Origin of the sequence: Burkholderia sp. AU30280, assembly GCF_020420125.1 — a bacterium.
In the GTDB taxonomy this organism is placed as follows: Bacteria; Pseudomonadota; Gammaproteobacteria; order Burkholderiales; family Burkholderiaceae; genus Burkholderia.
Genome location: NZ_JAIZRY010000003.1, coordinates 109,617 through 130,397 on the forward strand (window position 1 = coordinate 109,617; position 20,781 = coordinate 130,397).

The 20,781-nt window shown below is 66.7% G+C and carries 17 protein-coding genes; 11 read left to right on the top strand and 6 right to left on the bottom strand.

What is annotated here, in order from left to right; all coding sequences use genetic code 11:
* The first annotated feature begins 54 nt into the window (after positions 1-54).
* The 5 genes from LGN17_RS08025 to LGN17_RS08045 are packed head-to-tail and all read left to right on the top strand — an operon-like array spanning position 55 to position 6,451.
* A complete protein-coding gene (locus LGN17_RS08025) occupies positions 55-336 on the top strand; it encodes a hypothetical protein (protein WP_226195814.1) in 282 nt (93 codons plus the stop codon).
* Positions 329-1,336 (top strand): UDP-glucuronic acid decarboxylase family protein, encoded by a 1,008-nt coding sequence (locus LGN17_RS08030; RefSeq protein ID WP_226195815.1) that lies wholly within the window; start codon positions 329-331, stop codon positions 1,334-1,336. Before LGN17_RS08025 ends, LGN17_RS08030 begins: the two co-directional genes overlap by 8 nt.
* Positions 1,333-2,322: a UDP-glucose 4-epimerase GalE gene (gene galE / locus LGN17_RS08035; protein ID WP_226195816.1), complete on the top strand. Its 990-nt coding sequence runs from the start codon at positions 1,333-1,335 to the stop codon at positions 2,320-2,322. Before LGN17_RS08030 ends, galE begins: the two co-directional genes overlap by 4 nt.
* A gap of 35 nt (positions 2,323-2,357) precedes the next feature.
* Complete coding sequence (locus tag LGN17_RS08040; RefSeq protein ID WP_226195817.1) at positions 2,358-3,761, top strand: UDP-glucose dehydrogenase family protein; 1,404 nt, start codon at positions 2,358-2,360, stop codon at positions 3,759-3,761.
* Between the two features lie 26 nt (positions 3,762-3,787).
* Positions 3,788-6,451 (top strand): glycosyltransferase family 2 protein, encoded by a 2,664-nt coding sequence (locus LGN17_RS08045; RefSeq protein WP_226195818.1) that lies wholly within the window; start codon positions 3,788-3,790, stop codon positions 6,449-6,451.
* Between the two features lie 37 nt (positions 6,452-6,488).
* Here LGN17_RS08045 and LGN17_RS08050 read toward each other — a convergent pair whose 3' ends face one another.
* Complete coding sequence (locus LGN17_RS08050) at positions 6,489-7,412, bottom strand: AraC family transcriptional regulator (RefSeq protein ID WP_226195819.1); 924 nt, start codon at positions 7,410-7,412, stop codon at positions 6,489-6,491.
* Positions 7,413-7,593: 181 nt separating this feature from the next.
* Here LGN17_RS08050 and LGN17_RS08055 point away from each other — a divergent pair, with 181 nt between their 5' ends.
* On the top strand, positions 7,594-8,055 hold the full coding sequence (locus LGN17_RS08055; protein ID WP_175953316.1) for a (2Fe-2S)-binding protein: 462 nt from the start codon (positions 7,594-7,596) through the stop codon (positions 8,053-8,055).
* 2 nt (positions 8,056-8,057) lie between these two features.
* A complete protein-coding gene (locus tag LGN17_RS08060; RefSeq protein ID WP_226195820.1) occupies positions 8,058-10,268 on the top strand; it encodes a xanthine dehydrogenase family protein molybdopterin-binding subunit in 2,211 nt (736 codons plus the stop codon).
* Positions 10,269-10,387: 119 nt separating this feature from the next.
* On the opposite strand, the gene LGN17_RS08065 is transcribed toward LGN17_RS08060, so the two are convergent.
* Positions 10,388-11,590 carry a Fic family protein gene (locus LGN17_RS08065; RefSeq protein ID WP_226195821.1) on the bottom strand — a complete coding sequence of 401 codons (1,203 nt, stop codon included), beginning with the start codon at positions 11,588-11,590 and terminating at the stop codon, positions 10,388-10,390.
* 414 nt (positions 11,591-12,004) lie between these two features.
* Here LGN17_RS08065 and LGN17_RS08070 point away from each other — a divergent pair, with 414 nt between their 5' ends.
* Positions 12,005-12,403, top strand: a complete 399-nt coding sequence (locus LGN17_RS08070; RefSeq protein ID WP_175968815.1) for a winged helix-turn-helix domain-containing protein — start codon at positions 12,005-12,007, stop codon at positions 12,401-12,403.
* Between the two features lie 329 nt (positions 12,404-12,732).
* The gene (locus LGN17_RS36845) at positions 12,733-13,086 is read left to right on the top strand and encodes a hypothetical protein (protein ID WP_413227012.1); all 354 of its coding nucleotides are present in this window, start codon (positions 12,733-12,735) and stop codon (positions 13,084-13,086) included.
* A 19-nt stretch (positions 13,087-13,105) separates the two neighbouring features.
* On the opposite strand, the gene asnB is transcribed toward LGN17_RS36845, so the two are convergent.
* Positions 13,106-15,073: an asparagine synthase (glutamine-hydrolyzing) gene (asnB, locus tag LGN17_RS08080; RefSeq protein ID WP_226195822.1), complete on the bottom strand. Its 1,968-nt coding sequence runs from the start codon at positions 15,071-15,073 to the stop codon at positions 13,106-13,108.
* A 263-nt stretch (positions 15,074-15,336) separates the two neighbouring features.
* On the bottom strand, positions 15,337-16,170 hold the full coding sequence (locus LGN17_RS08085; RefSeq protein ID WP_226195823.1) for a helix-turn-helix transcriptional regulator: 834 nt from the start codon (positions 16,168-16,170) through the stop codon (positions 15,337-15,339).
* A gap of 284 nt (positions 16,171-16,454) precedes the next feature.
* Between LGN17_RS08085 and LGN17_RS08090 the strand changes: the two genes are divergently transcribed.
* The gene (locus LGN17_RS08090; protein WP_226195824.1) at positions 16,455-17,363 is read left to right on the top strand and encodes a helix-turn-helix transcriptional regulator; all 909 of its coding nucleotides are present in this window, start codon (positions 16,455-16,457) and stop codon (positions 17,361-17,363) included.
* Between the two features lie 126 nt (positions 17,364-17,489).
* Here the strand turns inward: LGN17_RS08090 and LGN17_RS08095 are convergent, their stop codons facing one another.
* Together LGN17_RS08095 and LGN17_RS08100 are read right to left on the bottom strand one after the other, a co-directional pair.
* The gene (locus LGN17_RS08095; protein WP_226195825.1) at positions 17,490-19,136 is read right to left on the bottom strand and encodes an Nramp family divalent metal transporter; all 1,647 of its coding nucleotides are present in this window, start codon (positions 19,134-19,136) and stop codon (positions 17,490-17,492) included.
* A gap of 114 nt (positions 19,137-19,250) precedes the next feature.
* Positions 19,251-19,388, bottom strand: coding sequence for a hypothetical protein (locus LGN17_RS08100; protein ID WP_165765561.1), 138 nt, complete (start codon positions 19,386-19,388; stop codon positions 19,251-19,253).
* Between the two features lie 1,079 nt (positions 19,389-20,467).
* Between LGN17_RS08100 and LGN17_RS08105 the strand changes: the two genes are divergently transcribed.
* Positions 20,468-20,737 carry a hypothetical protein gene (locus LGN17_RS08105; protein WP_226195826.1) on the top strand — a complete coding sequence of 90 codons (270 nt, stop codon included), beginning with the start codon at positions 20,468-20,470 and terminating at the stop codon, positions 20,735-20,737.
* Positions 20,738-20,781: the final 44 nt, after the last annotated feature.

The following is a 20,781-nucleotide window of genomic DNA, read 5'->3' on the forward strand; positions in this document are numbered from 1 at the left end:
ATCGTTCATGGCATGCCGATTGCCTGATGTCGGACTCTCACCGAGCGGCACGCCGTGGCGCAAGATCACGGCGGCGGCCTGCTCGTCAATCAGCATGTCGGGGAAAAGGCGATGAAGATCACCACCGGTCGATCGACGCGTGCGTCGTTCAAGCATCAACGGGGTAGTCAGCAAAACCGGAGCGCCTGTCGCGGCGCTTCGTCGACCTCAGCACGTGCGAACCGGCGCTTGCCGAAACGCTCCCCGTGCAGCGGGATGGAACGCGTGCGCGCCGCCGTCGAACTGATCGACGTGTGGTTCCCCGAGCTGAACGACGAGGGAGAAAGCCATGAATGACAGGGTCGCGCTCGAGACGCGCGCCGGTCAGCGCGTCCTGGTGACGGGCGGCGCCGGCTTTCTCGGCAGCTACGTATGCGAACGCCTGGTCATGGAAGGCGCGTCCGTCACGTGCATCGACAGCCTGCTGACGGGGCGCAAGCTCAACGTCGCCGACCTGAAAGCGTCCGGCCGCTTCGCGTTCGTGAAGGGCGACGTCTCGCTCGGCCTGCCGCAACTGCAGGTGGACGAGATCTGGAATCTCGCGTGCGCGGCATCGCCGCCCACTTACCAGATCGATCCCGTCCATACGATGCTGACCAACGTGCTCGGCATGAACCACTGCCTCGCGCTCGCGCGCAAGACGGGCGCACGCGTGTTCCAGGCGTCGACCAGCGAGATCTACGGCGACCCGGACGTGCATCCGCAGACGGAAACCTATCGCGGCAACGTGAACACGATCGGCCCGCGCGCGTGCTACGACGAAGGCAAGCGCGCGGCCGAGGCGCTGTGCTACGACTACTACCGCACGCACGGCATCGACGTGCGCGTCGCGCGCATCTTCAATACCTACGGCCCGCGGATGTCGCCGCGCGATGGCCGCGTCGTGTCGAACTTCATCGTCAGCGCACTCAACGGCACGCCGCTCGAGATCTACGGCGACGGCAGGCAGACGCGCTCGTTCTGCTTCGCCAGCGACCTGATCGACGGCTTCTTCTGCCTGATGAGCGCCGAGCGCAATATCGGCACGCCGGTCAACCTCGGCAACCCCGGCGAATTCACGATGCTCGAGCTCGCGGAAAAAGTGCTCGCGATGACGGGCTCGAAATCGGACATCGTGTTCCGGCCGCTGCCGATCGACGATCCGCACCAGCGCAAGCCCGACATCTCGGTCGCGTCCGCCGAACTCGGCTGGCGGCCGGCCGTGGATCTCGACGAAGGCCTGCGTCGGACCGTCGACTATTTCAGCCGCGAACTGTGGCTCGAGCCGGTGTTGCGCCTGACCGGGGTCACGACATGAAAGTGCTCGTGACCGGCGGAGCAGGCTATATCGGCAGCCATACCTGCAAGGCGCTCGCGGCAGCGGGACACGAACCGGTCGCCTATGACAACCTGTCAACCGGCCATCGCGACGCGGTTCGATGGGGACCGCTCGTCACGGCCGACATTCTCGACCGCGACGCGCTGTCGAAGGCGTTCGCCGCGCATCGGCCCGACGTCGTGATCCATTTCGCCGCACTCGCCTACGTCGGCGATTCGGTGCTCGCGCCCGAGCGCTATTACACGGTCAACGTCACGGGCACCTGCATGCTGCTGAGCGCGATGCACGCGGCCGGCATCGGCCGGATCGTGATGTCGTCGTCGTGCGCGACGTACGGCATTCCGGACGTGCTGCCGATCTCGGAGCGCACGCCGCAACGGCCGATCAATCCGTACGGCTTCACGAAGTACGCGATGGAACGGATGGCCGCCGATTTCGAGCGCGCATACGGGCTGAAGTGGGTCGCGCTGCGCTACTTCAACGCGGCAGGGGCGGATCCCGACGGCGAGATCGGCGAATGCCACGAACCGGAAACGCACGCGCTGCCGCTCGCGATCCGCGCGGCGCTCGGCACCGGCCACGCGTTCCAGGTGATGGGCACCGACTACCCGACGCCCGACGGTTCGGCGATTCGCGACTACGTGCACGTCAGCGACCTCGCCGACGCGCATCTGAAAGCGACCGCCTATCTGTGCGGCGGCGGCCTCAGCGTCGCACTGAATCTCGGTACCGGCAAAGGAACGTCGGTGCTCGACGCGCTACGCGCCGTCGAAGCCGTGACGGGCCGGCGCGTGCCGACGGTCACGGCCGCGCGCCGCCCGGGCGACCCGCCCGAGCTGTACGCCGACGCCACGCAAGCCGCGCGCGTACTCGGCTGGCGGCCGCGTTTCACCGCGATCGAACCGATGGTCGAACACGCCGCGGCATGGTTTCAGAAAGAACTGCAATTCGCATCCGGCAAGTGAGCCAGTTTCCTTGTACGTCACTCAGGGGAATCATCATGAAGGTACGGATCGCCATCGTTGGCACGGGCTACGTCGGGCTGGTCAGCGGCGCGTGCTTTGCGGATCTCGGGCACGAGGTCGTCTGCATCGACAACAATCGCGGCAAGATCGACGCGCTGAACGACGGCCGCATGCCGATCTACGAACCGGGCCTCGACGCCGTCGTCGCACGCAACGTCGAACGCGGTACGCTGCGCTTCAGCAGCGACCTCGCGGCGAGCGTGCGCGATCGCGACGCGGTATTCATCGCGGTCGGCACGCCGACGCTGCCGGGCACCGACCAGGCGGACCTGCAGTACGTCGAAGCGGCCGCGCGCGCGATCGCGTCGAACCTCACCGGTTTCGCGGTCGTCGTGACGAAGTCGACGGTGCCGGTCGGCACCAACCGGATCGTCAAGCAGATCATCGAACGCTGCGCGCCGCACGGCATCGACGCGGCCATCGCATCGAATCCGGAGTTCCTGCGCGAAGGCTCGGCGATCGACGATTTCATGCACCCGGACCGCGTCGTGTTCGGCGCCGAACACCCGCGTGCGATCGAGATCATGAAGGCCATCTATGCGCCGCTTGAAGCGGCCGGCCATCTCGTGCTCGCAACCGAGATCGAAACGGCCGAACTCGTGAAGTACGCGGCGAATGCATTCCTCGCGGTGAAGATCAGTTACATCAACGAGATCTCGGACCTGTGCGAAGCCGTCGGCGCCGATGTCGAACTGGTCGCGAACGGCATGGGCCTCGACCACCGCATCGGCGCATCGTTCCTGAAGGCCGGCCCCGGCTGGGGCGGCTCGTGCTTTCCGAAGGACACGCGCGCACTGAAGGCGACGGCGTCCGAGCACGCGGTGCCGCTGCGCATCGTCAGTGCGGCGATCGAATCGAACACGCTGCGCAAGGAACAGATCCTGCGCCGCATCGAGAAAGCCTGCGGCGGCTCGATCAAGGACAAACGCATCGCGGTGCTCGGCCTCACGTTCAAAGGCCAGACCGACGACGTGCGCGAAAGCCCGAGCATCGACGTGATCCAGTTGCTCGTGGGCGCGGGCGCCCATATCCGCGCGTACGACCCGGCGCGTCCGCACGAAGCATCGCGGCTGCTGCCGCAGGTGTTCATGGAGGGCTCCGCGATCGACGCGGTGCGCAGCGCGGACGCCGTCGTCGTGATGACCGAATGGAAAGCGTTCGAGGCGCTCGATCTCGCCGACCTCGCGGATCACATGGCCGATCCCGTGATGCTCGACATGCGCAACCTGTTCAGCGAACGGCTGGCCGTCGACAGCGGCTTTCGCCGCTACGAACGCGTGGGCCGCTCGTGCGGCGAACGCACGCCGGCCGACCCGGCCCCGGAACACCAGCACGCCAGCGAGGACCCCCGGCCGCAGCGCGGCCTGCTTCAAGACTGATGGTCTGACCTCGACGGGAGAACACCATGAAGAAGCTGGTTGCGTCGCTTGCGGGCGGCCCTGAGCCGGATACCGCCGACACCGACACTACCGACGCCGACGCCGACGCGGATCGCACCGCATCGCTGCATGCGGACGTCCCGCTCCTCGTCCCGCTGATGGACGGCGGGACCCGGATCGTCTTCCACCTCCTCGCGCTGGGCTGGTTCGTCGCGCTGGGCATTTTCTGGCGCTGGTGGTTGCGCGACGAGCACTACGTCGACGCATTCCGCTTCGGCGTCAACTGCTTCGTGCTGTTCTGGACCACCTTCATCCCGGGCTACTTCATCTTCATCATCCGCTCGGCGGTCATGCCGAATCCCGCGCTGCCGGTACCGCGCGACTGGCGCGTCGCGATGGTCGTCACCAAGGCGCCGTCCGAGCCGTTCGGCATCGTCCGCACGACGCTGCTCGCGATGCTCGACCAGACCTACCCGCACGATACGTGGCTCGCCGATGAAGACCCGTCGCCCGAGACGCTCGACTGGTGCCGCGAGCACGGCGTATTCGTGTCGACGCGGCGCGGCATTGCCGCGTACCACCGGACGAGCTGGCCGCGCCGGACCCGGTGCAAGGAAGGCAATCTCGCGTACTTCTACGACAGGGTCGGCTACGACCACTACGATTTCGTGTCGCAGCTCGACGCCGACCACGTGCCGACCCGCACCTATCTCGAGGAGATGCTGCGGCCGTTCGTCGATCCGGAAGTCGGCTACGTGTCGGCGCCGAGCATCTGCGACAGCAACGCGGCCGAGAGCTGGAGCGCGCGCGGGCGCGTGAACGTCGAGGGGCCGCTGCACGGCACGATGCAGGCCGGCTATGCGGGCGGCCTCGCGCCGCTGTGCATCGGCTCGCACTACGCGGTGCGCTGCCGCGCGCTGCGCGAGATCGGCGGGCTCGGGCCCGAGCTCGCCGAGGATCACTCGACCACGATGATCTTCAATTCGAAGGGCTGGCGCGGCATGCATGCGCTGAACGCAATCGCGCACGGCGAAGGGCCGCGCACGTTCGGCGACCTGGCTACGCAGGAATTCCAGTGGTCCAAGAGCGTGATGATCATCATGCTGCGCTACACGCGCCGCTATTTCATGGGGCTGCCGCTGAAGCTGAAGGCGCAGTTCCTGTTCTGCCAGCTGTGGTATCCGCTGTGCGCGCTCGCGATGGCCGCCAGCGTCGTGATCCCGGTCGTCGCGCTGCTCACCGGCCGCGTGTGGGCGCACGTCGACTTCCTCACGTATTTCACCTACGCGCTGCCGCTGTCCGTGCTGCTCCTGTGCGTGGTGACCTGGGCCACGCGTTCGACCCGGTCGTGCCGCCCGCTGAACACGAAGCTGCTGTCGTGGGAAGGGCTGTCGTTCGTGTTCGCGCGCTGGCCGTGGGTCGTGCTCGGCTGCGCGTCGGCGGTGTTCGACTGCGTGCGCGGCAAGGAATTTCCGTTCAAGGTCACGCCGAAGGGCGGCACGATCGAACAGGACGCGCCGCTGCGCGTGGTCGCCCCGTATCTGCTGATCTCGCTGTTCTGCAGCCTGCCCGTCGTCACGGTCGAGAATCCGCGCAACGCCGCCGGCTTCTATCTGTTCTCGACGCTGACGAGCATCCTGTATCTCGTGATCGCCGCCGTCGTCACGGTGAATCACGGCAGGGAGCAAGGGCTCGCGTGGTCGGCGTTCAGGCAGATGTTCTTCAGCCGCCTGCCCGTGCGCAACGCGCTGTTCGTGATCGCGCTCGCGATGGTGCTGGCCGGCATCGGGCTGCGCGCGCCGAAAGGCTGGCAGGCGATGATGTGGCGCTCGGGTTTGCCGGCCGTGGTCGCGCCCGTGCCGGGCGAACCGGTGAAGCAGCCCGAACTCGGCGCATACGATCCCGAAAACACGCTCGCGGGCGACCGGGATCTCGCGTTCGACCATGTGTTCGTGTCGTGGAACGCGCCCGACATCCGCGCGGAAATCGACGCTGCGTACCGGAGCGCGCAGGCGCGCAACCGCTCGCTGATGCTGACCGTCGAGCCCTGGGCAGCCGACGACACGCGGCCAGGCGCGCTGCTCGACGATATCGCGCACGGGCGCTACGATGCGCGGATCGCGGCCACCTGCTCGGCACTCGCCGCGTTGAAGGGCCCGGTGTTCGTGCGCTGGGGTCACGAGATGGAGGCCGACACCGGACGCTATCCGTGGGCCATCGGCAATCCGTCGGCCTACGTGGATGCGTACCGGCGGGTCGTGACCACCTGCCGCACGATGACCGACCAGCTCCGCTTCGTATGGTCGCCGGCCGGCAACCGGAACCTGGACGACTATTTCCCGGGCCGCGGCTATGTGGACGACGTCGGCCTGTCCGTGTTCGACTGCCCGCGCTGCGCGACCTGGCCGGCCGGCGGCCACGCGTCCGCCGCGAGCATCCTGCGGACCAAGTACGAGCGGGTGACCGACTACGGGCTGCCGGTGATGGTGACGGAGCTCGGCATCGACGGGTCGAATGCGCGCAAGCGCGAGGCACTCGACGAATTCCAGCGATCGCTGTGGCGCTATCCGCTGCTGAAGGCCGTGGTGTATTTCAACGCGGTCGATACGCCCGGCGCGTGGCCGGCGCACTACGTGCCGGACTGGCGGATCGCCCCCGCATTCCTGCAGACGACGGTGGTCGCCCGGTGAAACGCGCGGGGAGCGACAGCGCGTCAGCCGTGCGCCGTCAGCCGAGCAGTTCCTTCTTCCGCAACTGCACGACGTCGCGCATCGGCGGCGCGCCGAACAGCCGGCTGTATTCGCGGCTGAACTGCGACGCGCTTTCGTAGCCGACGACCGCGGCCACCGACCCGACATCGCCGCCCTGCCGCAGCAGCAACCGGCGCGCCTCGTGCAGCCGCAACTGCTTCTGGTACTGCAGCGGGCTGAGCGTCGTCACGTGCTTGAAATGGTGGTGCAGCGACGACACGCTCATGTTGACCGCCTGCGCGAGCGACTCGACGCGCATCGGCTCCGCGTAGTGATCGCGGATCCATTCGATGGCGCGCGCGATCCGGTGCGTCTGGCTGCCCGCGATCGCCATGTGCCGCAGCCGCGTGCCCTGCCCGCTCGTCATCAGCCGGTACAGCAATTCCTTTTCGATCAGCGGTGCGACGACCGGAATGTCGGCCGGCGTATCGAGCAGCCGCAGCAGCCGCAGCGCGGCGTCGAGCAGCGGCGGCGTCAGCTCGGCAAGCGCGATCCCCTCGCCTTCGGGGCCCGCGTCGGGCTCGGGCAGCCGCATCTCGGCCGCGAGCTCCACGATGCGCTGCGGATCGAGCCTCAGCGACAGGCACAGATACGGTTCCTCCGGCGACGCGCGCGTCACGCGCGAGAGGATCGGCAAGTCGATCGACGTAATCAGGCAATTCTGCGTGTCGTATTCGTAAGCGTGGCCGGCCACGATCACGCGCTTCGCGCCCTGGCCCGCGATCACGAGCGCGGCACACGACACGGCGCAGCCGAGATCGACCGGACGCGTATGCCGATGCAGCATCAGGCCCGGCACGGCCGTCGAATGGGAGCCGTCCGCCGGCGCGAAACGGCTGATCAGCATCGCCAGCTCGCGCCGCCCGGATTCGCGCGACGCCACGATATCGGTCATGTCCATGACGCTTCCTCGGTAGATTTCCGCATGTCGCGGGAGCATAGCGAAACCGCCCGGAACCTGCCGGGGATTTGCAGGATTGTTCAATAAATTTGCAGGATTGGGTAGACGCAAAAACTGGCTGCTCGCGCACACTGCCCGCTAACCGGGCGCATGCCGGGTTTTCCCCACGGAGACAATCAAAATGCCTACCTCGTTTGTCCTGAACGGCAAGAGCGTCACGCTCGACGCCGATCCGTCGATGCCCGTCCTCTGGGCCATTCGCGAACACGCGGGACTGACCGGCACGAAGTTCGGCTGCGGCATGGCGCAGTGCGGCGCGTGCACCGTGCATCTCGAAGGACAGGCCGTCCGCTCGTGCGTGCTGCCGCTCGCCGGCATCGCGGGCAAGCACGTCACGACGATCGAAGGCCTGCAGAGCAAGCCCGCGCAGGCCGTGCAGGCCGCCTGGGTCAAGCTGCAGGTGCCGCAGTGCGGCTACTGCCAGTCCGGCCAGATCATGTCGGCCACCGCGCTGCTCGAACAGAACCCGAAGCCGACCGACGCGGACATCGACGCCGCGATGAACGGCAACCTGTGCCGCTGTGCGACCTACGCCCGCATCCGGGCGGCGATCCACGACGCGGCCGCGACGCTGGGAGCCTGACCATGACGATCGAACTCGACAACAGCGGTTCGGTGCGTCCGTCGCGCCGCACGTTCCTGAAAGCCGCCGGCACCGCGGCCGCCGTCAGCCTGACCATCGGCTTCGAATGGGCCGGCCTCGGCCGCCGCGCGCTTGCGGCGACCGCACCTGCCGCCGACTTCGCGCCGAACGCGTTCCTGCGCATCACGCCCGACGGCGCCGTCACGGTCATTGCAAAGCACGTCGAACTGGGCCAGGGCGCCTATACGGGCATCGCGACGATCGTCGCCGAGGAGCTCGACGCCGACTGGTCGCACGTGCGCGTCGAAAGCGCGCCGGCCGACGCGAAACGCTACGCGAACCTCGCGTTCGGCACGATGCAGGGCACGGGCGGCAGTTCGGCGATGGCGAACTCGTGGCAGCAACTGCGCGAAGCGGGCGGCAAGGCGCGCGCGATGCTGGTATCGGCCGCGGCGGCCCGCTGGAAGGTGCCGGCCGGCGAGCTGACGACGGCCAATGGCGTCGTCACGCATGCGAAGAGCGGCAAGACGGCCGCGTACGGCACGCTCGTCGCCGATGCGTCGAAGCTGCCGGTGCCCGACCAGGTCGTGCTGAAGCAGCCGGCCGATTTCAAGCTCATCGGCCACCGGATTCCGCGCGTCGACGCGTCGGCCAAATCGAACGGCACCGCGCATTTCACGCTCGACACCACCTTCCCCGGCATGCGCGTCGCGCTGCTGCAGCGCCCGCCGCGCTTCGGCGCGACGGTGAAGTCGTTCGACGCGACGGCGGCCAAGGCCGTGCCGGGCGTCGTCTCGGTCGTGCAGGTGCCCGGTGGCATCGCGGTCGTCGGGACCGGTTTCTGGGCCGCGAAACAGGGCCGCGACTCGCTGAAGATCGAATGGGACGAAACGAACGCCGAAAAGCGCAGCTCGGACGAGATCATGCGCGAATACCGGCAGCTCGCCGACAAGCCGGGCACGTCGGCGCGCAAGGACGGCGATGCCGATGCGGCGATCACGGGCGCGGCGCGCAAGATCAGCGCGACATACGAATTCCCGTATCTCGCGCACGCGCCGATGGAGCCGCTCGACGCGGTCGTCAAGCTGACGGCGAACAGCTGCGAAATCTGGGCCGGCGACCAGTTCCAGACGGTCGACCAGGCCAACGCGGCCCGGACGGCAGGCCTGAAGCCCGAGCAGGTGCAGATCCATACGCTGTACGCGGGCGGCAGCTTCGGCCGGCGCGCGAACGCGTGGTCGGACTACGTGGTCGAGGCCGTGTCGATCGCGAAGGCGCTCGGCGCGGACGGCAAGCCCGTCAAGCTGCAATGGACGCGCGAGGACGATATCCAGGGCGGCTTCTACCGGCCGATGTACTTCCACAAGCTCGACGCGGGGCTGACCGCGGACGGCAAGCTGGTCGGCTGGCGCCACCGGATCGTCGGCCAGTCGATCCTCGCCGGCACGCCGTTCGAGGCATTCATGGTGAAGAACGGCGTGGATGCCACCTCGGTCGAGGGCGCGGCGAACCTGCCGTACGCGGTGCCGAACGTGTCGGTCGAGCTCACCACCGCCAAGGTCGGCGTGCCCGTGCTGTGGTGGCGCGTGGTCGGCAGTTCGCATACGGCCTACGCGGTCGAGGCGTTCATCGACGAAGCCGCGCACACGGCAGGCAAGGATCCGTACGCGTTCCGCCGCGACCTGCTCGCGAAGGAGCCGCGCATGCGCGCGGTGCTGGACCTGGCCGCGCAGAAGGCCGGCTGGGATCCGGCCAAGCCGCTGCCGAAGGGGCGCGGGCGCGGGATCGCGGTTGCCGAGGCGTTCAAGAGCTATGTCGCGCAGGTCGCCGAGGTGTCGGTCGACGCGGACGGCAAGGTGAAAGTCGAGCGCGTGGTGTGTGCGGTCGATTGCGGCATCGCGATCAATCCGGACATCGTCGCCGCGCAGATGGAGGGCGGTATCGGCTTCGGGCTCGGCGCGGTGATGCACAGCGCGATCACGCTGAAGGACGGCCAGGTCGAGCAGCGCAACTTCGACGGCTACCACGTGCTGCGGATGGCCGAGATGCCGAAAGTCGAGGTGCATATCGTGCCGTCGGCCGAAGCACCGACCGGGGTCGGCGAGCCGGGCGTCGCGCCGGTCGGGCCGGCGGTCGCGAACGCGATCTTCGCGGCGACGGGCAAGCGGCATTACGTGCTGCCGTTCGATTCGGCGGATAGCGCGAAGGCTTGAAGGTAGGCCGGAACGTCGGCCGCGGGGCGCAGACGCCTTGCGGCCGGCGTTTGTGATCACCTCGCGAAAGACGTAACGCCGACTGGAGTCGAGGCACAATGGCGCCCCCACGGGAACGCTCATTCCAGCTCGACTTCAGGCCAGAGTCTCGGAAATAGAAAACGAAGGCCGTTCAGCGGCAATCCAAAAGACAGCTCACCGCGATGCGACGGCGAAGTCAGCAGTCCGAAATCCAGCAGCGAACGGACGATTCGGCGAGCCAGTACATCGCTCACACCCAGCATCTGGGCAAACTCCGCTCGCGTGACCGTTCGGCGCAGTGCCACGAACTCCATGGCCAGCGCCGCGGCTTCCGGTTTGATGACAGATTTTTCCGAACGGATGGTCCACGGATTGGCCTCCAGGTATCGCAGCAGATCCAGCAATCGCCCGGTCACCCCTTCGAACTCCGTCATATGCACCATGAAACCAACCTGGTCCTGACAGCAATCGAGAAAGAACCGGGCAAATTTGACCAGCCCTTCCTGGGATAGATTGCCCCGGCCGTCCAGATCGTTGCGCCTCGTCTGGTCGGCCTCGCTCAGCCTGGCGTAATACTGCTCATGCTCTCGCGCCAGCCCCCGAAGCGGCGACCAAAGACCATGAGTCAGGTCTGCGGCGCGCAGTCCGAGATGTGAATGCAGACGTGCCACCCGACCGTTGCCGTCCATGAACGGGTGCACCCAGGTCAACCGATGATGCGAACAGGCAATACCGATCAGTTGATATTCCTTCGCACGAATGCGGCTATAACGTGTCGCCCAGGCCTGAAGCAACGTCTCGATCATCTCAGGCTCCGGTGCCAGATGACGCCCCACCGTCACATTCGAGCGGCGAAATTCGCCCGGAACGATCGCTTTTCCTTCATCGGTAAGTCGTTCGTCGGCAGGCAAACCAGAGAAGAAGCGATCGTGAATGGCCGAAATTCGCGTCGGCTCAAAGAGCGCGGCAACCGGAAGCGTTCGCCACTCCTCCTCGAGCGCCGCTTCCGTCGCGATATGCGCGACCGCGAAGCGTTGTTTCTTGCGCTCGACAATATCGGTCGAATAATCCCGATGCAGCGCAGCCTCGATCTTGGCAGGCGTCGTGTGCTGTCCTTCGATCTTGTTCGTGTAGTACGAATTCATGGCGCGCAACTGCGGCACGAGCGCGACGGCCAGCGGGGTATTGCGTACGGCAAGCAACCGATGTGATGCGTCGACGAGCTCGGCGGCCTGCTCAAGCAGCGGATCGAGTACGCGATCCTCGGGAAACAGCGGTTCGAAGGTAGCGACTGAGGTCATGCTTCCCTGTCGGGTTCAATGTAGGGTTCCATGTCGGCAATTATAACCACTTATGTTACTGATTTATATAAGCTTTTCACATTTGCGTGTCGGGTTGAATGTAGAGTTCAATGTCGGGTTCCACACCCAGCCGTGGTGACGTTCCATCGGCTCCGGTTCCCGCGTCGCCCGCCACGTTACGTCGGACGTAACGCCCGTAACGTCACCCGCCGATGCTACGTAACAATCCTTCACGGTTGTCCCGCCCCCTTTTCTGTTTGGCTCGCACCCCCCGTTAAAAATTCTTTTAAATTCAAGGCTGCGCGCCGCCTGCAGCGACGCCGCCCCCTGCCGATCCCCGACGATCCTGTCCCTGGCCCGGAAGTTGCAGCACAGGACCCGCAAACACTCCTTTATGGACATGCGAGGGCCACCATGGATTGCAAATACCTGTACATCGACAACATAAAAATCAACTTCGTGCGCCGCACGATCGAAATCGATAACAAGATCATTGATGTCACGCCGCGTGAATTCGACGTCGTCGAATTCCTGCTCGACAACATGAACAAGATCGTGCCGCGTCAGGCAATCCAGGAAGCCGTGTGGGGCCGTGAACTCGGCGTGTCGTCGCGCACGCTCGACACCCATATCTCGCGTATCCGCTCGAAGCTGCAACTCGATCACGACAAGAACCTGCGGATCATCCCGATCTACGCGGTCGGCTATCGTCTGGTGCTGTTCGGTGCGGCGATGACGCACGTCGAGCGTCACGACGCAGCGCCGATCCTGCGCACGGCGCCGCAGGCCGTGATGGCCGCCGACTACGCCTGACGATTCGCCGGCCCGCCGGCCACGCTCCCCCCACCGCGCTGCGCCGATCCGCAGCGCCTCGCGGCCCGCCCGTCGGGCGCGGCCTGCATGCCGCCCGGCCCGCCAGCCAGTCGCGACCCGATCGCCGCCTACGGGCGGCGGTCGCTTTTGGATGCCGGCGTCCGCGCATCCTCGCGCATCCTCGTCCGTCACGCTTCGTCGCTTCCGCCACGGCCACCGCCGTCGATGCCCGCGACGACGGATTCCGGCGTGACACACGACCATTGCCATCCCTACAATCGACCCAGCAGCCGCGCGCCCTCCGCGCCGACGGCCCTGGAGCGAACGGAATGACCCTGAAGATGCGCGATCCGCGAACCGTCGTCGCGTGCCTGTCCGCACTGGCGGCGCTCGCGTGCGCCGTGCCGGCCGTCACCCACGCGGCGAACGACGACGCGCTGCACGTCGCGTCGATAGCGCCGGGCAATCCGGATGAAGGCGGCACCGGGCGCGACACGCCGCCCGCACGCCAGCGACGCATGGATGCCGTCGCAACCACGCCGCCCGATCGCGCGCGCCGGCAAGCGTCGCCGGCAGCGTCCGCCGATCCGCCTTCCTGTCATGCCCGGCCCGTGATGACGATGTGCCGGGGCCTGCAATCGAGCGACGCGAAGCGGCGCTGCATGCGCTGCCTCGACCCGTGATGCCGCGCAGCGTGCCCGCCTACGCGGCGCGCTGCGCCTCCAGCCACGCCTGGAACATCAGCACCGTCCATAACTGATGCTGCCAGTTCATTCGGCCGGTCACGTGCTGGCGCCACAGCCGCTCGACCGCGGCCGCATCGAAGAAGCCTTCGTCGCGCAACCGCGACGGCCGCAGCAGCGCTTCGGCCCAGTCGCGCAGCGAGCCACGCAGCCAGTGATCGACGGGCGCGCAAAAGCCCTGTTTCGGCCGGTCGATCAGCGCGGACGGCACGTACCGGTCGAGCAGTCGACGCAGCAGCGCCTTCGACTGCCCTTCCGGCAAACGCACCGCCGCAGGCACGCGCCACGCGAATTCGACGACGTGATGGTCGAGGAACGGCATGCGCGTTTCGAGGCTCACGGCCATCGCCGCGCGATCGACTTTCGCGAGGATGTCGGTCGGCAGGTACGTGAGCGTATCGATCGCCATCGCCTGCTCGGCGAAGCTCAGGTGCGCGGGCCACGCGGATACGGTATCGAGCGGCGTCGCCGGCTCCTGCCCCGACAACGCGAGGCGCTCGGGATGATGCACCGACGACATCAGCAACCGGTACAGCCCGATGCGGCTCTCGGCCGTCATCACGTGGCCGAGCTTGTGCAGGCGATCGCCGATGCGCGTCGCCGATTCGCGTGCCTCCACGCCGCCCCACGCCCCCTGTGCGACCGCCGCGAGCTGGTCCGCGTGATCGGGCCGCAACGCATGCAGCGCGGCAGCGATCCGCGCGCGCACGGCGCCGGGTACGCGATGCAGCTTGCGCCATAGCCGCGGCGTCAGGAAGTAGCGCGTATAGCCGCCGAACAGCTCGTCGCCGCCGTCGCCGGACAGGCTCACCTTCACGTGCCGGCGCGTCAGTTCCGACACGAGAAAGGTCGGGATCTGCGAAGCATCGGAGAACGGCTCGTCGTAGATCGACGGCAGCTTCGGCACGACGCCGAGCGCGTGGTCGGCCGTGACATAGAGCTCGGTATGGCGCGTACCGAGATGGCGCGCGACGGCCTTCGCGTAACCGGCCTCGTCGTAGCCGGCTTCATGGAAGCCAATCGTGAACGTGTCGACCGGCGTCGACGATTGCGCCTGCATCAGCGCGACGATCGTCGACGAATCGACGCCGCCCGACAGGAACGCGCCGAGCGGCACGTCGGCCTCCATCTGCCGCGCGACGGCCTGGCGCAGCACCACGTCGAGCTGGCTGACGGCCTCGTCTGCGTTGCCCTCGAACGGCTGCGCGCGACCGTCCTCGATCGCCTGTTCGAGCGTCCAGTACGCACGCAGGCGCGGCGTGTCGCGCGCATGCTCGAACTGGATATACGTGCCGGGCGGCAGCTTGCGGATGCCGCGATAGATCGTATGCGGCGCGGGCACGCTCGACTGGCGCAGGTACAGGCACAGCGCGTCGCGATCGATCGCGCCGTCGAAGCCCGGATAGCCGCGCAGCGCCTTCAGCTCCGACGCGAACACGAGCGCGTCGCCGATCCGGCCGTAATAGAGCGGCTTCTCGCCGATCCGGTCGCGTGCGAGCGTCAGCACCCGCGATTCGCGATTCCACAGCGCGATCGAAAACATGCCGGTTGCGCGCCGCAATGTCCCTTCGACGCCCCACGCGACGATCGCCGCGACCAGCACCTCGCTGTCGGAGTGGCCACGCCAAGCCGGTGCGCGACCCGCGCGCTCGAGTTCGGCGCGCAGTTCGCGATGGTTGTAGATTTCGCCGTTGAAGACCATGACGTAGCGGCCGCACGCCGATGCCATCGGCTGTCGGCCGTGCACCGACAGGTCGACGATCGCGAGCCGCCGGTGGCCGAGCGCAATGCCGGCTTCCGGATCGACCCAGATCCCCTGCCCGTCCGGCCCGCGATGCGCGAGGCTTGCCGTCATGCGCGCGAGCGTGCCGCGCGCTGTCTCCTCATCGAAGGCGACGCTATTCAGAAAGCCGTCGATTCCGCACATTGATTTGTCCGCCCCTGTTGACCATTTTCGTCACGCATGGCGTAACCTCGCGGCCCGCCGTCCGGCGTGACGGTCGAGCCATATTACGAAGAAATAATTCAGCAATAATTCATAGGTGAATGTCGCAATCACTCGAAAAAAACGCTGTCAAGCATCGTGTGCGCATCGCGACGGCGCCGCGGGCGCAACGGCCCGTCGGGCCGACCACGGACGGGCCGGCGACGATCATCGGGTCACGCGGAGAAAACGGGGGGCTGACGGCGTCAGGACGGCATCCGGCGCGCCGCCAGATACGCAAGCTGCGCGCGGTTCTGCACGTTGAAGAGTTTTTCGAGCGAGCGGATGTGGTGGCCGACCTTGTGCAGCGACGTGCGCAGCGCGCTCGCGATCTCCTGGTCGGACAGCCCGTGCACGAGACGGTCGAGCACCTGCTGTTGCTCGTCGCCGAGCGCGAAGCCGCGCATGCGTGCGATGCGCGCCTCGAGGAACGGCAACGCGACACGATGCACCGCGAGACTGACCGACAGCGCACCGCCGATCACGCGATCGTCGATCCATTCGGTGCCGTGCGTCTCCGACGTCACGTTCACCGTGACACGCAAATCGAGACGCGGCGCCGACAGGCCGAACAGCACGCCGCTGTTCATCGCATGCGCGCGCAGATGGCCGGCGAGCGCCAGCAACTTGCGGTCGCCGCTGGCCTGCGCCGTCGCCTCGATCTCGTCGAGCCGCCACGCGACCGGAAAGCCGCTCTGCCGAACCTGCGCGAACCGCGGGTCGCTGTCGTAGAGCATCCCTTCGACAAACGGCTGCATGAACGTTGCGGGCGCGAGGTCGCGCAGCAGATGCGCGCACAGGATGCGCCGCCCGATCATTTCGAAAGCGCCATAACCGAGTGTACTGAAACCGATTTGACGCAATCGCGCGTGGCATTGCGCGAAATCGACTGGAGCCAGGTCGGTTTTACCGGATTCAATTTGAGCGCCGGTAAAAACGTCGTACCCGATTGCCTGATATTCATTCGAATAAGCCGCAGCCGTTGCGATATCGGCCTGCGAAAACCACTCGACGCGTGGTGCGCCGTCAGCATAGGTCATGAGGAGCCCGCCCTTTCCCAATATGTGAAACTGCGCCCCGTCACGATCTGGTCTTTGCCTGATGGATTGTCTGGTCTTCGTTCTATGCGTGCGAATAGGAATCTTCCGCCGCCATTAGTATTACGGCATATTACGCGGACACAAGCATTTTTGTACAATGCCCTTGCGTTTCGTCAGGGATGACGATCGGCGCATATCACACCGATGCTCGACGCGCATCGCCGCGAATGCCGTACACGATACGGCCGCCGCCAGGCGATGCGCGTCGATTCCGAGGATGGCACATGTCCGACATTGCATTGCATGAAGAAGCGGTCGCCTCAACCTTGCCCCGCCCGTCGCACGGGCTGAACGCGCACCCGGACGTGCCGCGGGAACGCCCCCCCGTGCAGGTCGTCTGGTGCGACGACGTGAAGCGCGGCGACATCATGCAGCCGCACGCGCCGAAGCTCGGCGTCGCCGATACGCTCGCGCACGCGCAGAGCACGGCCGAGCGCAGCCGCATCGTTGCCAGCCTGCTGCATCTGACGGGCTTCGCGACGTTCGCGTACTTCGCGCTCGAATTCGCGCACGAGCGCGTCGAGAGTCTCTACCTGCACGAAGCCTTCACGCCGGCCACCTATCGCGGCGACTACGTGCGGCACAACCATCACGACATCGATCCGCGCACGCTCGGCGCGCGCGTATGCAACATGCCGATCGTGTGGGACCTGCAGCAGTTGCGCCGCGAACATCGCGAGCGCGGCGACGGCCCGCGCGCGGTGCCGGCCGCGCTCGACGGCTTCCTGCAGACGATGCAGGACGACGGGATGTGCAGCGGCATCATGTATTCGATGGCCGTGCCCGGCACGCGGCTGCATGCGTTCATGAGCTTCACCGCACCGCGCCGCACGCGCGAATGGATCACGCCGGCGACGATCGAGCAGGCGCTGTCGATCGGGCTGTCGGTGCACAAGTTCGCGTCCCCGCAGTTGATCTCGGCGTCGCGCGAGCGCGCGGTCAACGGGCTCACGCCGTTCGAGCAGGAACTGCTGCTCGGCATCGCCGAAGGCGCGTCCGACAAGGAAATCGGCCGTCGCCTCGACACCAGCGCGCACAACGTCGACTATCACCTGCGCAAGCTGCGCAAGCGCTTCGGCGTCGCGAACCGGATCCAGCTCACGTACCTGACGTCGAAGCTCGAGCTGATCTGACGACCGCACCGCCCGTGCGGCGTGCCGCGAGCGGACGCGTAAACGCACATGCCGGCCACGGAGGCCGGCATGTGCGGATTGCGGCGCGGCGCCGGGTTCGGCGCCGCTTCGTGAAGGCGGCCTGCGTTACTTCAGCAGCGTCATCTGCACCACCTTGACGATCACGAGACCGACCGCGATCACGAGATAGCCGCGCAGCACGGCCATCCAGACCCGCGTCGCGAGCGTCATGTTCTGCGGCTCGAGCGTGTCGAGCGGCGGCATGCGCCACGTGTCGCGCAACGAGCGATCGACGGCCGGCTCGACCACGCGCTTGTTGCGGCGAACCAATACCGTGGCGAGATAGCCCGTGATCGCGAGCACGGTGCCGCCGACCAGCACGTCGACGATCGCTTCGCCGCTGATATCCGGATACATCACCGACGCCGTGAGGATGATCGACAGCAGCACGAGCACCCAGATCACCGCGCCGGTGAACACGTTGAGCTTCGTCGAGTTGACCCAGGGCCCAAGCACCTCGCGGTCATTGCACAGCACCAGCAGGAACACCGTCGCGCTCGGCAGCAGCACGCCCGCGAGCGTCTGCACGGCTTCGGTCAGCAGGCCGAGCGGGCTGCCCGGAATCAGCACGAGCGTGGCCGCGGCCGCGACGATGCCGAAATACACGAGATAGAAACCCTTCGCATCGGACACGCCGCGGTGCAGCGAGTGGCGGATCTTGAACACGTCGCCGATGGCATAGGCCGTCGACAACGAGACGGCCGCCGCGCCGATGATGCACGCGTCGAGCAGCGCCACCGCGAACAGCGTCGCGCTCGTGCGGCCCGCATACTTCTCGAGGCCCGCGATGATGCCGCCCGCATCGGTAAAGTTGCCGGCTTCCGGATGCCCGTTGAACAGCGCGGCGCTGAAACCGATCATGGCGACCGCACCGACCAGCACGAACACGATACCGATCCACAGGTCGGCCTTTTCATATTTCATGAAGCGCGGCGTGATGCGCTTGTCGATCACGTAGCTCTGCTGGAAGAACAACTGCCACGGCGCGACGGTCGTGCCGACGATGCCGATCACGAGCAGCATCACGTCAGACAGCTTCGCGTGCGCGGGCCAGTTCGGCACGAAGAAATCGCGCGTCATCTGCGCGACGGGCGGGTGGATCGACACGAGCACCGGCACCAGCAGCAGGCTCAGCACGCACAGCCCGATCGCGAACCGTTCGAAGCGCCGGAAATCGCCGGTACTCACCGCGGCCATGGTCAGCGCCGCGGCCACGCACACGCCGGCCACCTTTGGCAGCCCGAAGAAATCCAGCACGAACGTGATGCCGATGAACTCGGTGACGATGGTGAGCGCATTGAGCAGGAACAGGTCGATCACGCTGAACGCGCCCCAGAACTTGCCGAAGCGCTCGAAGATCAGGCGTGCGTGGCCGACGCCCGTGACCGCGCCGAGGCGCAGCACCATTTCCTGGTTCACGTACAGCACGGGTACGAGCAGCAGCAGCGTCCAAAGCAGCGTCGTGCCGTAGTTCTGGCCGGCCTGCGTGTAGGTGCCGAATGCGCCGGCGTCGTTGTCGCCGACCATCACGATGAGGCCCGGGCCGATGATCGCGAGCAGCGTGCGCAGGCGAGCCCACCACGTGCCGCGCGAGCCGGTGTCGTGATGCGCGATCGTACCGAGCGCACCGCGGATGTCACCCAGGTGGGCTTCGTCGAGCACGGCGCTGCGTTCGGCGGCGATCGGTGGAGAAACGTTGGATGGCGTGGACATGATGTGTTCCGTACGGCGAATGGTTATCTGGTGAGCAAGCGATCTTGGAATGCGCGCGGGGCGGCCGCTCGATGGCGGCCGCGTGTGCGCATGCCGAGACGCTCGGTGCGTCGTTCAGCGGATCAACGATTTCAGCTGGTTCAACAGGCGGGAGAACACCCGTGGACGGGCGTCGAGCGTCAGCATCGCGTCGTAGTGGTTGCGCGATTCCGTGACGTGCGGGAGGTTCGACAGCAGAAGGCCGAAGTTCATGATCTGGCTCCGTGCGGCGACGACAGGCTGCCGGCCGCGTGGTGGGCGCGGGGCCAGTCCGGGGCCTGAACGGCGTGTCAGGCTAGTCGGCCGGATTGCCCCTGCGACCCGGGTTCAAAAGGGTCTGTGCATGCAACGGGCATAAGGGACAACTGTCACTGTCGTTCATGGCGACTCCTGTGCGGTGTTCCGGAGAACACGGTTGACCGCCGTCGGGCGTGCGGGCCGGCACGCGCGAGCCCCGCAAAGGCGTGCGCGAACGCGGCCGCCTGCCAGGCGGCGGTGAAACCGGACGGCGCATGCGAAGACGCATCACGCTAACCGGCGCGAATCAGGGTGCACGTAGGAATTTGCTGCGGAATACTGCTGCGCGCACCGTTTGCCTGGGAGACAAACGGCGGCTTCGATGAGGCGCGGACGTCGGTCGCTCAGGCGGAAATTTCGTTCGAAGATCGACTACTGCAGGCGTCCAAGGCGGCGGCCCCAAGAGTGAAGATGGCGGATTCTATGGACGGCCCGAAAGCGAAGTCAACCCCTCCCAACCCCATTTCCCGAAATAAATTTCCCACCTTGCAGCGCTGAAAGATTTGCCCTCGAAACGACGTGCCGAAACCTTTCAGCGCGTCACGATACGGTCCAGGATCCGATGTGTCCGAACAACGGCGTGGCGCCCCGCCACCGTCTCGTCGTCCCGCCCTCGCGCCGCTGCCGCGCCGCCGCGCTCATGGCGATACACACGCCACACACGGCGCCTTTTGCGCGTTTTTTACTTGCGCTGCAGCAAACGACCCGAATACAATCCGCCGCAATTCATCACAGGAGTCCCTCCGTGGACACATGCTCTAGTTGCAGTTCGATGCCGGTCCAGGCCGGCCAAGCCATCGCGAGATAGCAGCCAGACGCATGTCTTACGCCGCTCGCTCGCATTCGTCGGGTTAGCGCGCTTCCTCCCGGGCCGGCCATCGCCGGTTCGTCCGTTGCACGCTCCATTACGTTCCACCCTCCGATCGCAGGCCGCATCACGCGCCCGCGCTCGATCACGTCGTCCGGCGCGAGCCGGACCGGACGGAGGCAGCGTCATGTTTCTTCAATCGTTCGCGGTCAGACTCAAGCGCATCGTGCATCTCGCATGCGACCGCTCATTCGTTTCCGGCCTCTCGCCGCTCGCCCACGCGTTCAGCAACTGGCGCGGTGCGGCGCTCGCCCACGTGCCGGCAGCGCCTCGCCCGCTCGACTGCCTGCTGTTCGCCGCGATGGCCGCCGCGGTCGCCCTCGTCGCGCTGCTGTGCTCGGCCGCGTCACGCCTCGGCTTCGCACAGGTGTGGCGCATCGGCGGCTGGCTGCCTTAACGCCCCGTCGCGCAGCCGTGCCGCGCGCCAGATGCCGCCGCGCG